13 protein-coding genes are annotated in these 14,307 nt (G+C 39.1%); 8 read left to right on the top strand and 5 right to left on the bottom strand.

From position 1 onward, the window contains the following. Nucleotides 1-14 precede the first annotated feature (14 nt). The gene (locus BLR83_RS06230) at nt 15-2,351 is read left to right on the top strand and encodes an endonuclease MutS2 (RefSeq protein ID WP_074560884.1); all 2,337 of its coding nucleotides are present in this window, start codon (nt 15-17) and stop codon (nt 2,349-2,351) included. 89 nt (nt 2,352-2,440) lie between these two features. Here BLR83_RS06230 and nadA read toward each other — a convergent pair whose 3' ends face one another. Continuing rightward, complete coding sequence (gene nadA, locus BLR83_RS06225; protein WP_074560883.1) at nt 2,441-3,361, bottom strand: quinolinate synthase NadA; 921 nt, start codon at nt 3,359-3,361, stop codon at nt 2,441-2,443. A 334-nt stretch (nt 3,362-3,695) separates the two neighbouring features. Between nadA and BLR83_RS06220 the strand changes: the two genes are divergently transcribed. Both BLR83_RS06220 and nadC read left to right on the top strand, forming a co-directional pair. Continuing rightward, nucleotides 3,696-5,000: an L-aspartate oxidase gene (locus BLR83_RS06220; RefSeq protein WP_074560882.1), complete on the top strand. Its 1,305-nt coding sequence runs from the start codon at nt 3,696-3,698 to the stop codon at nt 4,998-5,000. Nucleotides 5,001-5,028: 28 nt separating this feature from the next. Beyond that, nucleotides 5,029-5,889: a carboxylating nicotinate-nucleotide diphosphorylase gene (gene nadC, locus BLR83_RS06215; protein WP_074561108.1), complete on the top strand. Its 861-nt coding sequence runs from the start codon at nt 5,029-5,031 to the stop codon at nt 5,887-5,889. 78 nt (nt 5,890-5,967) lie between these two features. Here nadC and BLR83_RS06210 read toward each other — a convergent pair whose 3' ends face one another. Then, complete coding sequence (locus BLR83_RS06210; RefSeq protein ID WP_074560881.1) at nt 5,968-6,465, bottom strand: phosphatase PAP2 family protein; 498 nt, start codon at nt 6,463-6,465, stop codon at nt 5,968-5,970. 243 nt (nt 6,466-6,708) lie between these two features. On the opposite strand from BLR83_RS06210, the gene trxA reads away from it, so the two are divergent. From trxA to BLR83_RS06185, 5 genes are all read left to right on the top strand, one after another. After that, on the top strand, nt 6,709-7,023 hold the full coding sequence (trxA, locus tag BLR83_RS06205) for a thioredoxin (RefSeq protein ID WP_015695637.1): 315 nt from the start codon (nt 6,709-6,711) through the stop codon (nt 7,021-7,023). A 107-nt stretch (nt 7,024-7,130) separates the two neighbouring features. Beyond that, nucleotides 7,131-7,580, top strand: coding sequence for a DUF3290 domain-containing protein (locus tag BLR83_RS06200; RefSeq protein ID WP_074560880.1), 450 nt, complete (start codon nt 7,131-7,133; stop codon nt 7,578-7,580). 3 nt (nt 7,581-7,583) lie between these two features. Next, nucleotides 7,584-8,219 (top strand): DUF421 domain-containing protein, encoded by a 636-nt coding sequence (locus BLR83_RS06195; RefSeq protein WP_074560879.1) that lies wholly within the window; start codon nt 7,584-7,586, stop codon nt 8,217-8,219. Between the two features lie 72 nt (nt 8,220-8,291). Further along, nucleotides 8,292-8,672 (top strand): hypothetical protein, encoded by a 381-nt coding sequence (locus BLR83_RS06190; protein ID WP_074560878.1) that lies wholly within the window; start codon nt 8,292-8,294, stop codon nt 8,670-8,672. A 150-nt stretch (nt 8,673-8,822) separates the two neighbouring features. Further along, nucleotides 8,823-9,251: a YjdF family protein gene (locus tag BLR83_RS06185; protein ID WP_074560877.1), complete on the top strand. Its 429-nt coding sequence runs from the start codon at nt 8,823-8,825 to the stop codon at nt 9,249-9,251. A 298-nt stretch (nt 9,252-9,549) separates the two neighbouring features. On the opposite strand, the gene BLR83_RS06180 is transcribed toward BLR83_RS06185, so the two are convergent. The 3 genes from BLR83_RS06180 to mutY form a co-directional block, all read right to left on the bottom strand. Next, nucleotides 9,550-11,964, bottom strand: coding sequence for a flavocytochrome c (locus BLR83_RS06180; protein WP_074560876.1), 2,415 nt, complete (start codon nt 11,962-11,964; stop codon nt 9,550-9,552). Nucleotides 11,965-11,974: 10 nt separating this feature from the next. Further along, a complete protein-coding gene (locus BLR83_RS06175; RefSeq protein WP_074560875.1) occupies nt 11,975-12,574 on the bottom strand; it encodes an NADPH-dependent FMN reductase in 600 nt (199 codons plus the stop codon). A gap of 240 nt (nt 12,575-12,814) precedes the next feature. Continuing rightward, a complete protein-coding gene (mutY, locus tag BLR83_RS06170) occupies nt 12,815-13,963 on the bottom strand; it encodes an A/G-specific adenine glycosylase (RefSeq protein ID WP_074560874.1) in 1,149 nt (382 codons plus the stop codon). Nucleotides 13,964-14,307 lie beyond the last annotated feature (344 nt).

Raw genomic sequence — 14,307 nt, 5'->3', positions numbered from 1 at the left:
GGTATAATAGTGATATGAATAACAGAATTTTAGAACAGTTAGAATTTGATAAGGTCAAGCAACTTTTTGCTGGCTATTTACAAACTGAACAAGGGCAAGATGAATTGCGTAAGCTTGCTCCAATGACAGATTCTGACCGTATCTCACGTTCTTTTGCTGAAATGTCAGATATGGAGCAGATTTTTGTTGAGCAACATGGCTTTGGTTTAGGCAGTTTACGTGATATTTCTGAAAGCATGCGCCGCTTGGAATTAGATGCGGATGTCAATGTTTCAGAGATTATTGATATTAAGAAAATCTTGCAAGTATCAGCAGAAGTTAAGCATTTCTATAATGATTTGGAAAATGTTAACTTGACGGCTTTAAATACTCTTTTTGAGAAAATTGAACTTTTGCCAAGTCTGCAAGGAAGCTTACAAGCCATTAACGATGGTGGATTTATTGAGAATTTTGCAAGTCATGAATTAGACCGAATTCGTCGTCAAATCAATCATGATGAAAGCAGAGTTCGTCAAGTCTTGCAGGACATTTTGAAAAAGCAAGCTGACCATTTGACAGAGACTTTGATTGCTAGTCGTAATGGACGTGCGGTTTTGCCGGTGAAAAATAGCTACCGCAATCGCATTTCAGGGGTTGTACATGATATCTCAGCATCAGGAAGTACGGTTTATATTGAGCCGCGTGCAGTGGTGCAATTAAATGAAGAAATCACACAATTACGAGCAGATGAACGCCATGAAATGGCTCGTATTTTACGCGAATTGTCAAATATGCTTCGCCCTCATACTAATATTATTCGAAATAATGCTTGGGTTTTGGGACATTTGGATTTTGTGCGTGCAAAATTCCTCTTCATGCAAGAAAATAAAGCAGTTGTCCCACAGTTATCCACAGATAAGACTGTGCAACTCTTGCAAGCTCGTCACCCGCTGTTGACAAATCCAGTCGCAAATGACCTGCATTTCTTGGATGAATTGACAGTTATCGTCATCACTGGTCCAAATACCGGTGGTAAAACTGTCATGTTGAAAACTTTGGGATTGGCACAATTAATGGCGCAATCTGGTCTACCGATTTTAGCTGATAAAGGTAGTAAAGTTGCTGTCTTTAATGAGATTTTTGCTGACATCGGTGATGAACAATCTATCGAGCAAAGCTTGTCAACATTCTCAAGCCACATGACAAATATTGTGGATATCTTGGCAGCTGCTGATAAAGACAGCTTGGTCCTTGTGGATGAATTGGGTGCAGGGACTGACCCACAAGAAGGAGCAAGTCTTGCCATTTCTATCTTGGAACATTTGCGTTTAACGCAAGTCAAAACCATGGCGACAACCCACTATCCTGAGTTGAAAGTTTACGGCATCGAGACAGAATTTGTTGAAAATGCCAGCATGGAATTTGACACAGAGACTTTGAGTCCAACTTATCATTTCATGCAAGGTGTGCCAGGGCGTTCAAATGCCTTTGAAATTGCTCGTCGATTAGGTCTTGCTGAAGTGATTGTCAATGAAGCAGAGCGTTTGACGGATTCTGATACAGATGTTAACCGCATCATCGAACGTTTGGAAGAACAAACGCATGAAAGCCGCAAACGTCTTGACCACATCAAAGAAGTGGAACAAGATAACCTCAAATTCAACCGTGCAGTCAAGAAACTTTATAACGAATTCTCACATGCCAAAGATAAAGAACTTGAAAAAGCTTCTGCTAAGGCACAAGAAATTGTGGATAAAGCTATGGCTGAAAGTGAAGAAATCCTCAAAAATCTTCATCACAAAGCTAGTCTTAAACCACACGAAGTTATCGAAGCTAAGAGCCAGTTGAAAAAATTGGCGCCTGAAGTTGATTTATCGAAAAATAAAGTTCTTAAGAAAGCCAAGAAATTGCGTGCACCGCGCGTGGGTGATGATATTATCGTCACAGCTTATGGTCAACGCGGAACCTTGATTAACCAAACCAAAAATGGCAAATGGGAAGCACAAGTTGGTCTTATTAAGATGACACTTAAAGAAGACGAATTTAGCCTTGTCAAAGTTCAAGAAGAAGCGCAAAAACCTAAGAAAAAACAAGTTCATGTGGTTAAGAAAAGCAAGAAATCTGCTGGACCACGTGCACGACTTGATTTACGTGGCAAACGCTACGAAGAAGCCATGCAAGAATTGGATGAATTTATCGACCAAGCCTTGCTTAACAACATGGCTCAAGTTGATATCATTCACGGTATCGGAACAGGTGTTATCCGTGAAGGGGTGACAAAATACCTTCGACGCAACAAACACGTCAAATCATTCGGCTACGCTCCACAAAATGCAGGTGGTAGTGGCTGTACAATTGCAAATCTAGGGTAAAAAAACTGTCCAATGGACAGTTTTTTTCTGTGAATAGACAAAAGCCTGCAATTTTGCAGGCTTTTTAAATGTAGAAAATGCAAATCAATTTATTTTTGTCCAAGCAGAATCATTTGGTCGATGGCATGACGAGCACCTTTGATAGTGTCTTCGTCAAGCTCAATCTCTTCACCTGCTCGTCCAAGTAAACAGTTGTAAATGTCAGCTAGAGTTGTCATTTTCATGTTGTGACAAACACATTCAGTTGATAGAAGATAGAAGCGTTTATCAGGGCATTCAAATTGTAAGTGTTCAACAATGCTGCTTTCAGTACCAATGATAAATTCTTTGTCAGTGCTATTTTTAGCGTAAGCCATGATTTCTGTTGTACTTCCAGCAAAATCAGCTAACTCAGTAACTTCAGCTAGACATTCTGGGTGAACCAGTACTTTAGCATTTGGGTGAGCTTCACGTGCTCTGAGCACATCGCGTTTACGCATGCGCATGTGTGTTGGACAACCACCTTTGAAAAATTCAAATTGTTTATCAGGACATTGTTCAGCGACCCATTGTCCAAGATTGCGGTCAGGGACAAAAAGGATTTTATCGTTGTCAATGTTGTTGATAATTTTGACAGCTGAAGAAGATGTAACGCAGACATCGACCATTGTTTTCACTTCTGAAGTGGTGTTGATATAAGCAACGGTAGTGTAGTCTGGGTGAGCATCTTTTAGCCAAGTAACAATTTTTTTGTCAATTTGAGCTGCCATTGGGCAACCAGCCATTGGGTTGGCTAGAAGAGCTGTCTTTTCAGGTGATAAAACTTTAACGGTTTCTGCCATAAAGCGCACGCCACACATCATGATGGTATCTTGTGGTGCTTTGGCAGCATATTTACTTAAAGCAAAAGAATCGCCTACAAAATCGGCAACTTCCCAAATGTCGTGACTTTGGTAGGCGTGTGCTAAAATACAAACCCCTTTTTCTTTTTTGAGACGTAAAATTTCGTCTTGCATCTCTCTTGTATTCATTATATGTTTATGGGATCCTCCTAGGATTGTCTTAGTTATATATTATAGTACCGAGTCAAGAAGGTGTCAAGACACCTGTAAATAAATTTTAGCTAGGTGTCTTGTCAGGTGTCTTGATTGGTGGTAAAATATGTTCTAAGTCGTATGATTTTAATTGATAAGAGTTGATTGAAAAAGTTCCTAAAGACTGATTTAAGTATGCCTCGCATTGATATCATACAGAAAATGAGAAGCTTATGCTTAGGTTAGTGATGATGGTATTATAGGAATTCTTTTTTTATCTGACTCGCCAAATGGATTGTTTATTCAACAATCGTTAAAAAAGAAGGTTTGTATGAAAACAAATGTACTTATTGTCGGTAGTGGTTGTTCAGGACTTTATACAGCCCTTAATTTGCCACAAGAACTTCAAATTACTATTATCTCTAAAGATACATTAGAACACAGTGATTCATTCTTAGCCCAAGGTGGTATTTGTATGCTAAAAGATGAGTCGGATTACGATTCATTTTTTGAAGATACTTTGCGTGCTGGTCACTACAAAAATGACAAGGTTTCTGTTGATTTGATGATTAAGTCATCACCTGATGTTATCAAAGATTTGATTGGTTATGGTGTTGATTTTCAACGTGATGAAAATGGTAACCTAGCCTTCACTCGTGAAGGTGCTCACTCTGATAAACGTATTCTTTTTTACCAAGATACTACAGGTAAAGAAATCACAAGCAGACTGTTAGCTGCGGTCAAAAAACGTCCAAATATTACCTTGATGGAACACACTTGTCTTCTTGATATCTTGGAAGAAGATAACCGTTGTTATGGTGGTGTGGTCCGTCTTGAAAATGGAGATTTGCAAAAAATCACAGCTGATGTGACTGTTCTTGCTAGTGGTGGTGTCGGTGGTTTGTACAAAAATAGTACCAACTTTAAGCATTTGACTGGTGATGCGCTAGCCATTTCCCTAAAACATGACATTGAGCTTAAGGACATGTCTTATGTGCAAATTCACCCAACAACCCTTTACCAAGAAAATCCAAAAGAACGTTCATTCTTGATTTCTGAGTCCGTTCGTGGTGAAGGAGCTCTTTTATATGATAAGAATATGAATCGCTTTGTCGATGAATTGCAACCGCGTGATGTGGTAGCACAAGCCATTTTAAAACAAATGGAAAAAGATGGGACAGACCACGTCTGGGAAGATTTGCGTACCATTCCGAAAAAAGAATTGGAAGAACATTTTCCAAATATCTTGGCACACTGTCGTGAGGCTGGTTATGACCCATTCACAGAATGTATTCCAGTTGTGCCAGCACAGCATTATTTTATGGGTGGTATCAAGGTTAATCACCATAGTAAGACAAGTATGGACTTCCTTTATGCCGTTGGTGAAACAGCTTGTAATGGGGTTCACGGTCAAAACCGTCTAGCAAGTAATTCTCTACTTGAAAGTCTCGTTTTTGCAAAACGCGCAGCTAAAGACTTGGTTGCTAAGTATGAGAGCGTATCAGAACTTCCAAAAAATTTGGCTGAGCTTGATTTGCTAGATTATCAAGATGACGATATCTTGGCAGACGACTATAAAAAATTAGTTGTTGAAAAATTAACAGAAAATAATCAACTAGAAACTGTTATCGGTTAATGGTTGTGAGATATGAGAAAGGATAATGATGTTAGATCCAATTACCCTAAAATTAAATGTTGATCCGCTGATTTTGAGCGCTCTTTCAGAAGACATCAATAACGAAGACGTGTCAACTAATAGTGTCATGCCAGAAAATGTAGCTGGTCAAGTTGACTTGATTTGTAAAGAAAATGGGATTATCTGTGGACTTCCTGTTTTCGAGCGCGTCTTTTATTTACTTGACCCACAAACGAAGTTTGACGTTTTGGTGAAAGATGGCGATGCTGTTAAGGCGGGACAAAAGCTTGGCACAGTCTATGGTGACATCCGTGTGCTTCTTTCAGGAGAACGCACAGCATTGAATTATCTGCAACGCATGAGTGGGATTGCTACTTACACCCATGAAATGGCTGAGCTCCTAAAAGACAGTCCAATCACGCTTCTTGACTCACGTAAGACCACACCTAATAACCGTATTTTTGAAAAATACGCTGTTAAAATCGGTGGCGGTAAAAACCATCGTTACAACTTGTCTGACGGTGTTCTTTTGAAAGACAACCATATCGGTGCTGCTGGTGGTGTTAAAGAAGCCGTTCTTGCTGCCAAAGCTTACGCACCATCTGTCCGCAAAATTGAAATTGAAGTGGAAACACTTGAGATGGTTAAAGAAGCCGTTGAAGCAGGTGCTGATATTATCATGCTTGATAACATGGACCATGACCAAATGCAAGAAGCTGTTGCTTTGATTGCAGGCAGAGCAGAAATTGAAATTTCTGGTAATGTGACTAAGGCTAATGTCGCTTCTTACTTGGACTTGGATGTGCAGTACGTCTCAAGTGGTGCCCTTACTCACTCTGCTAAAATCTTGGATTTATCCCTTAAAAATTTGCATCCTGTTGATAAATAAGTGGATAAGTTTTAAGGCAAAAAAATTATTGTTCAAAAAAATCCCTAGCTCGTTGAGTTGGGGATTTTGTGTTGATAACTAAAAAAGAAATAAAAATAATCCACAGATAAGACCAATAAGATAACCTGCCACGACATCACGCGGGTAATGAACCCCACCTAGCACACGACAAAAAGCAATGACAAGCGATAGAATTAGTAAAATAAGACCTAAAAAGCTTGATTGTGTCAACACAGCCATGCTAATGATGCTAGCAGAAAAGACATGACGACTTGGAAAAGAGTGCCCTTTGGTATCTTTAGAAATGAGTGGTGTGATGTTCCAAGTCTCATAAGGACGTGGGGCATTAAGCAAGTGACGACCAAGCGACACCAAGACAAATGATAACCCTGGGATAAGAATAAAAATAAAAAGTTTGTCAGGAGTGTTGATAAAAAGGTGGATAAGAAGAAGTGGGTAAACCAGATACATGACTTTGGTTAATAAACTGTTGATAACTTGTAAGCTGCGGATAGCTGCTGGTTTATCTTGAAAAGTTTTTGTTAGCTTGTTATAAAATTCAGCGTAATTTTTCATAAGAATCCTCTATCTAATAATAGTTTTATTATAGCATACGAGCATACCAGATAAGGAAAATGAGAAGACTTTCAAAAAATCATTTTTGCGTAGCAATTAGTTGTCAAAAAGACAATTTTCCCGTAAAATAGGCTCATAAACTAATAGAAAAGGAAAAAGAACTTTGGGATGCTAGGCTGATTCGTATCCGTTTTTTAATGAAAAAACAAGTCAGTCCATCTGGGAGTTCAAGGTAATTACATTATGGCACACAATATTACTGATGCTACATTCGAAGCAGAAACAAATGAAGGTCTTGTCCTTGTTGACTTTTGGGCAACTTGGTGTGGTCCATGTTTGATGCAAGCTCCAATCTTGGAACAGTTGTCAGAAGAAATGGACGAAGACGAACTTAAAATCGTTAAAATCGATGTTGATGAAAACCCAGAAACAGCTCAAAAATTTGGTATCATGTCAATCCCAACATTGCTTTTCAAAAAAGATGGCGAAGTTGTGAAACAAGTCGCTGGTGTTCACACTAAAGACCAAATCAAAGCAATCGTTGCTGAATTGAGCTAATCAAGCATTTATAGACGACAAACTCCCGAAGTTTTCGGGAGTTTTTTGGTGTCAGAAATAGTATAATGGTAAAAAAGCTAAAGAAAAGGATTTTAGGAGGACGTGAGATGAATTTCTATAATTTAGATTACATAACGCAGCATCAGTCTTTTAATCTGGTTTTGAGGTCTGTGATTTTGATTGTCTTGCTTGCTATTGTGATACTGACAAGTCTACATTATATGCGAAATAGGCTGAAGACGCGTCTTCGCGATATTAGTATTGGTATCGTGGTGTTGATGTTCATTCTTCTGGGGATTCAAGTTGAAGATTACATGCAAAATAACCATGATTTTTCACAGTCACAAGTTCTTGTCAAATTCATCAAAAGTGTGGCTACGGATAACGATTTAAAACCTGAGGATGTCTTAGTCAATTCAACAACCTTAAAAGATGGTATCATCGTTCGTTATAATAAAGAAGACTACACTGTTCATCTGAATGATGATAATAATTCTTACACACTTGAGCGCACACACGTGATTGATCACCGTGTTTACCTTAATGGAGGAAAGTAGCCGATGAATATGTATGTGTTGATAAGTATCAAATTTTTCCTAGGAATTTTAGCGACGATTTTACAGATTAACGTTCTCGGAAAATATGAATTTTCAGCAAACACACCGTTAAATCAGATTCAAAACTTTGTCCTTGGTGGCATTATTGGTGGTGTGATTTACAACAGTTCGATTTCTATTTCGACCTTTTTAATTATTTTGTTGATTTGGTCTTTGGTGGTTATTATCGTAAAACTCTTGATTAACAATAAATACATTAAATCTGTTGTTGTGGGAAATCCAGTGATTTTGATTAAAGACGGCAAAGTAAATGTGGAAAATTGTGCACAATTAGGTGTTACAGCAGACCAGCTGATGCTCCATTTGAGAATGGAAGGTTTGAATTCGACCCAAGATGTGAAGAGTGCCATTATGGAGCCAAATGGCAAGCTAACGATTCTAGATAAAAACTCGGAAAATCCGAGATTCCCACTGATTAGCAATGGTTTCATTAATTACGATGTCTTAGAATTAATCAATCAGGATGAAGATTGGCTGCTAGAAAAACTTAAGAAACAAAATATTGATAACCCTAGAGAGATCTTTTTAGCTGAATACTTAAATGGAAAATTGTACCTAGTCCCTTATTCAGAAAAATAAAATTGATAAAATCACCAGATTTTCTGGTGGTTTTTCTTTTCTTTTTCGAATAAATAAGTAGGAGGAAAAGAGATGCGACTTGTAACGATTTTTGGCTTGTTATTGCTAGCCTTTTTATTTCATTGTGGGGATGCTAAAGCTGAAACGGCAGATAATATTCAATTTGTAAGTCTTGATGAGGTCAAGGGTAAAATGGCAGCCAAAGAGGACTTTTATTTGCTGATTGGTCGGCTTGATAATGTCGATACTCAAAATGCTCTGGACAGACTCAGTCAAATTGATCAAGTGATTTATTGCCTTGATACCAAAGACATCGATTATGTTGCTTACAAAAAATTTGCCAAGAAATACAATATCAGAACCATGACACACTTGGCACATTTTCGTGGAAAATATCAGTTTGCAGTAGCTAATGTCCTAACTGTTGATTTAGCAGGATTTTTTGCAGTTTGAGTGAAAAACTGCTATCTTTTTTTAAATTTGTTATACTAAAGCTGACATAAAAACACATCACAGTTGGTAGTCTGCGAGTACAGTAATTGTATCAGTAACCTTCCCCTTCCGAGGTCGTCCATTGTCAATTCATATCAAGGAGGGGCTGTTATGAAAATGACAGTATATTTTGATGGTGCATTTTGGTCAGCTTTAGTTGAATTTACGGATTCGAATAAACGTTACAAGGCTTTTCGTTATGTATTTGGCAAAGAGCCAAAAGACGATACAATTCGACATTTTGTCGATTTTTCTTTAGGAGAATGGCTGAGCAAATATGATAAGTTTGAAACCAATCTTAGTGTTGAAGCGTTAGCTATTTCTCAAAAGAAAAAGAATCCAAAGCGTATGCAACGAGAAATTAATAAAGCAAAACGCAAGCCAGCAGTATCAACTAAGGCTCAGCTTGCTAAGCAGGAGATGCATGAACAAGCTAAGAAGATGAAACAGTCTGACCGAAAATTAAGACGGGAACTTGAAAAAGAGCGAAAGTTCACACTTAAGCAAGAAAAGCGTCATCAGAAAAAACGGGGGCATTAAGGAAGTTAAGCTTTCTATAAGAAAAAATTCAGGTTGGCTTAAGCTAGTCTGGCTATACTATAGTCAATCCTAAATAAACTTTCTTTTTCATAGTTGTAGCAGCTGTTGACATAAAGTAGCTGTTGCGAATCTCCTAGAAATTCCAGATTTTAAATCTGGAATTTTTTTGTATGTAAGAGGATTTGAGATCATCAAAAGATTGTGAATTACGTAAAAAAGCACCCTTTATCTTGGCGGATAGGGTGCTTTTCTTATGCCTAGAAGATTAATTCTAAACACTCTCCTTGGTGTTGACTATTTAGTCAAGATATTCAGCGATGGCTGTATCAGTTGCGATACGTCCAAATGTGAAGATGTCTGTTAATGAGTTACCACCGAGACGGTTACCTGCGTGAAGACCACCTGCGACTTCACCAGCGGCAAAGAGTCCTTTGATGACCTTGCCATTTTCGTTGATAACGTGAGCGTGTGTATCGATTTTCAAACCACCCATGGTGTGGTGTGTGGCTGGTTTACGTGGTGTCGCGTAAAATGGTGCTTTTTCGACCTTAAGGTCAAAGGCACCTTTGTCAAATTCAGGGTCGTGTCCAGCGTCAACGTAAGAATTGTAATTGGTAATTGTTTCTACCAAAGTAGCTGGATCAATATTGATTTGCTCTGCTAATTCTTCTAAGGTATCAGCGCGGAAAAGGGTACCGGCTTTGACTTGTTCATCGATTTTTTCTTGACTGGTATTGTAGGCTGTTTCTTTGATATTTTCATCGGCAATCAGATAGAAAAGCCCACCGTTATCAATGGCTGCTTGTGATAATTGGTCACGGCTACCATATTCATCAACAAAACGTTTACCTTTGGTGTTGACCATGATAAAGTTTGCTGGCGGAACTTGAAGACCGGTAAAAAGTGCACCAGTCACTGGGTCTGATACGGGCATCATTTGGCTGAATCCCATTCCGACAAGGTCTGCACCAACAGATTGACCAAGTAGGATACCGTCACCAGTAGCAGCAGGTGTATTTGATGTCGCAATGTCATCATCGATTTCTGACCAATAAGTGTTGTATTGTTGAAGCATTTTAGTATTGGCAGCAAAACCACCTGTTGTCAAAATCACAGCTTTACCATTGACGGTAATGGTTTGTCCATTGCGTCCGCTACCTTTAACACCTGTGACGACACCATTGGTTACAATGAGTTCTTTAACTTGGGTGTCTGTTAGAATAGTACCGCCATTTTTCAAAACGAAATCTTTCAAGACAGCGATATAAGCAACTCCCATCGGAACTTTTGGTTTATGACCACGACGCCAAATAGCACCAACTGGCATAGTTACTTCGTCACGTAAGAATTCAACACCGATATTTTCAAGCCAACGAACAGATTCAAGAGCACGTTCTGTTAAGACGCGAATGAGTTCGTAGTTCCCGTGAATTTCGTGACCTTTGAGGTCTTTACGTTTACCGCCAAGATAAGTTTGGATGCGGTAGAGAAGTTTTGAGTCAAAGAGGTAAGTTGGGTCTTTGAGGTATTCTTCAATTTCGGTCTTAAGAGCACGGAAATCAGGCAAGAATTCAGGGTCAATAGTTGATTCATCAATGTCGTGAAGCTCTTGTAAATTGTGCGCTTCACCAGGATTGGCAGGAAATGTATTTTGCCAAGCAGGGTCAGGAGCATTCATTGGTCCACCAGCACGAACAGTGTTTCCACCGACAGCTGGGAATTTTTCAACGAGAATGACTTTTTTGCCAGCTTGAAGTGCACGAGCAGCTGCGGTAAGTCCAGCACCTCCGCCACCGACAATGACAAGGTCAGTATCATAATTCTTATCTTCTTTGTCTAGAGCTGATGGTGCTTTTGGACGTGAACGAAGGGCGTCAGGATTAGCACCAGCTTGGCGCACCGCACGCGCGACCCCATTTAGGACACCTTTTGAAGTAACTGAAGCACCAGAAATGGCATCGACATTAAGGGTTTGTCCTTCGATGATTTCATCTGGAATACGTGTGAAGACCACGTCAGCAATACCACCAGTTTCACCAGAAGAATCAATATCAATAGCTTCAATGCGGTCCTCTGACAAAGTCACAGACATTGGTAAATCACCGTTGTGACCGACAGTAGTGACGTGATAAGTACCAGGTTCAAATCGAACTTCTTCAGGTTGGTTGAGTTGATTAGCAATATTAGCAAAGCGAATAAAGCGGAAGAAGCAAGATTCCAAGAAATCAATGGTTCCTTGGTCTTTGAGGTCACCATTTTCATCAAAGGCATGTTGGACACGTCCAAGTAAAAATTCACTACCAGGCATGACAACGGCATTAACTCCTGGGGCGTCTAGAATTTGACGTAGGTGAAGTTGGGCGCGTGAAGAGCCTTGAATATCGTATGAAGCTCCCACAATCATAATTGGCTTGCCTGTCAAAGGGTGAATGTTAAATGACAACCACTCGATAAGACTATTTAGGCTTGATGGAATGGTGTGATTGTGTTCTGGTGTAGCGATGATAACCCCATCAGCTTCAGTGATTTTAGTGTTGAAAGTTTGGATAACAGCAGACTCTGTTTGATCATCAGTTTCATTAAACATTGGCACATCAGTGATTTCTAGAATTTCAATGTCTGCTTCTTTGGCAAAATGTTTTGCCATGTATTTGAGTAGAAGTCGGTTGTATGAGTGTTTGGCATTTGTTCCGACGATGGCCACTAATTTCATAATAAACCTCCTAGTCTTTTTCCCAAGCAAAAGCTTTTTTACGGTCAGTATTAGCTTTGCTGACAACTTGATTGGTAATGTCTACAAAAGCTAGAAATTCCTTGAAATTATCTTCCAGTTCAGCGACTTTTTCAGGGTTATTTAAGTTAAAGTTGTCATCTAACACTTGTTCGGAATGACCAAGAAGAAATTCTGTGCCAGGCATGATACGAGCTTTTAATTCAGGAGCATCCAAGATTTGACGAAGATGAGCTTGAGCGCGTGAGGTTCCCAGTGCTCCAAGAGAAGCTCCCACGATCATGGTTGGTTTATTGATTAGCGCGCGACTTGTGTAGGCAATCCATTCAAGAGCAGAAGATAGCGGTGCTGGAATGGTATGGTCATACTCAGGTGTAGCGATGATAACCCCGTCTGCGCTAGCAATTTTTTCAGAAAATGCAGCAACAACAGCAGGAGCAATCTTATCCTCAGGTTCATTGAAGGCAGGCAAATCCTTGATTTCAAGAAGTTCAATATCAGCCACATCAGCAAAATGCTTAGCCATAAATTTTAACAACTTACGGTTTGTTGAACGAGCTGAATTTGTCCCAACAATAGCAACTAATTTCATATAGTCTACTCCTTTTACACAAATAATTACCTTTATCATACTCCTTTTTTAAAATAATTGAAAACGTTTTTGTTATAGGAGAGGAAAGTATCATTTTTTAGGAACATAGTATGACAAGAAAAAAAGCCCTGAAAAATCAGGACTTTTACTTGAGGATACGTTTTTAATATCTGTGAACGATTCATCTTGAGATATTATCATTAGGAATGGCTATATTATAAAGCTTTGCTTAAATTGGTCTTAATCAATTTTCTTAAGATATTCTGCCAGCATCTTCTTCTGTGGTGTAGCCATGGGGAAGTCTTGAAGTTGGTCTTGTGAGACCCAGCGGAGTTCCTTATTTGTAGTCACTTCGTTTGAGTTTACCAAACCTTCAAGAAGTTCGATAGTCCATTTTTGATGGCTAAAGGTGTGTTTGACTAGGTTGAATTCTCGCTTGGTCCAGTCAGGAGCGACCTGATAATCTCTTTCAAAAAGTGCCTTTTGTGAAACGGTTTGAAGGGAAGTGGTATCTTTTTCAAATAAATCTAGCTGCTGTCCGATAAAGTCTGTTTCCACGATTGGAAATGACCAGAAGCCGCCAAGCAAACGCCCATCAAGATTTTTTTCTAATAAGAAATCACCTTTGCTATTCCGAATGACAAAGGCTTGAATTTGCAGCGGCTTTGGCTTTTTCTTAGGGAGTTTAATCGGGTATTTATCGTAAGTTCCATGCAAATAAGCTGCGCTGAAAAAGCGAATAGGAGACTCATCTGGACGAGGATTCTTGGCTGATTCGATATCTGTTCCCAGATCCATCAGTGCTTGGTTGAAATCCCCAGGACGTTCTGGGTCAATCAAGATTTCCATAATCGCCTGGAAGATTTTGCGGTTTTTGGGGTCACCAATATCGTAATTGACTTCAAAAAGTCGTGCCATCACGCGCATGACATTCCCATCAACAGCAGGTTCAGGTAATCCAAAAGCAATACTAGAAATAGCGCCAGCAGTGTAAGGACCAATCCCTTTTAAAGAAAGAATGTCCTTGTGATTATCTGGAAAGACACCATCAAATTTTTCCATGATTTCCTGAGCTGCTTTTTGCATATTACGCACACGTGAATAATAGCCTAGCCCTTCCCAAGCTTTGAGCAATTTCTCCTCAGGAGCATTTGCCAAATCTCCAATTGTCGGGAACCATTCTAAAAAGCGCTCATAGTAAGGAATTACCGTAACCACCTGTGTCTGTTGCAGCATGATCTCAGAAATCCAGATAAAGTAAGGGTTCTTAGTTCTGCGCCAAGGTAGGTCGCGTTTTTCATTATCATACCAATTGAGCAGGGTACGGCGAAAAGAAGCAATCTTTTCATCGTCCCACATCTCAATCCCATAATCAGTTAAATTAATCATGTTTCCATTTTAGCAAAGTTCATATCTTAAGGGTAATAAAAGTTCTTGGAAAAAATTTTTAATAAAAAGCACATATCTCTTGACAAAAGGTAAGCGGTTACATTATAATAAAAGTGTAAAGAAGGATGACAAAAGAAACGAAGTAAGGAGGTAACAGTTCTTATGATGAAACCACATGTCGCCCGGTATAAAAATGGTGATAAAGTCTCTAGTCGGAGTTAAGTAGGCACAGTTAACTTTACGTTATGGAGGTGGCGCTTATGTTGAAATTAAACTTAGGACGCTATAAAAATGGTGATTAGTCACTTTGATTAGCCATAAAGATTTATACCTCAAATCTCAAA

Source organism: Streptococcus equinus (assembly GCF_900101445.1).
GTDB lineage: Bacteria > Bacillota > Bacilli > Lactobacillales > Streptococcaceae > Streptococcus > Streptococcus equinus_B.
This window is presented reverse-complemented; position numbering and strand designations above follow the sequence as displayed.

Excerpts from the sequence above, each read along its gene's own strand:
- BLR83_RS06230 (WP_074560884.1), top strand. The coding sequence starts at position 15 with ATGAATAACAGAATTTTAGAACAGTTAGAATTTGATAAGGTCAAGCAA.
- nadA (WP_074560883.1), bottom strand. The coding sequence starts at position 3,361 with ATGAATACAAGAGAGATGCAAGACGAAATTTTACGTCTCAAAAAAGAA.
- BLR83_RS06220 (WP_074560882.1), top strand. The coding sequence starts at position 3,696 with ATGAAAACAAATGTACTTATTGTCGGTAGTGGTTGTTCAGGACTTTAT.
- nadC (WP_074561108.1), top strand. The coding sequence starts at position 5,029 with ATGTTAGATCCAATTACCCTAAAATTAAATGTTGATCCGCTGATTTTG.
- BLR83_RS06210 (WP_074560881.1), bottom strand. The coding sequence starts at position 6,465 with ATGAAAAATTACGCTGAATTTTATAACAAGCTAACAAAAACTTTTCAA.
- trxA (WP_015695637.1), top strand. The coding sequence starts at position 6,709 with ATGGCACACAATATTACTGATGCTACATTCGAAGCAGAAACAAATGAA.
- BLR83_RS06200 (WP_074560880.1), top strand. The coding sequence starts at position 7,131 with ATGAATTTCTATAATTTAGATTACATAACGCAGCATCAGTCTTTTAAT.
- BLR83_RS06195 (WP_074560879.1), top strand. The coding sequence starts at position 7,584 with ATGAATATGTATGTGTTGATAAGTATCAAATTTTTCCTAGGAATTTTA.
- BLR83_RS06190 (WP_074560878.1), top strand. The coding sequence starts at position 8,292 with ATGCGACTTGTAACGATTTTTGGCTTGTTATTGCTAGCCTTTTTATTT.
- BLR83_RS06185 (WP_074560877.1), top strand. The coding sequence starts at position 8,823 with ATGAAAATGACAGTATATTTTGATGGTGCATTTTGGTCAGCTTTAGTT.
- BLR83_RS06180 (WP_074560876.1), bottom strand. The coding sequence starts at position 11,964 with ATGAAATTAGTGGCCATCGTCGGAACAAATGCCAAACACTCATACAAC.
- BLR83_RS06175 (WP_074560875.1), bottom strand. The coding sequence starts at position 12,574 with ATGAAATTAGTTGCTATTGTTGGGACAAATTCAGCTCGTTCAACAAAC.
- mutY (WP_074560874.1), bottom strand. The coding sequence starts at position 13,963 with ATGATTAATTTAACTGATTATGGGATTGAGATGTGGGACGATGAAAAG.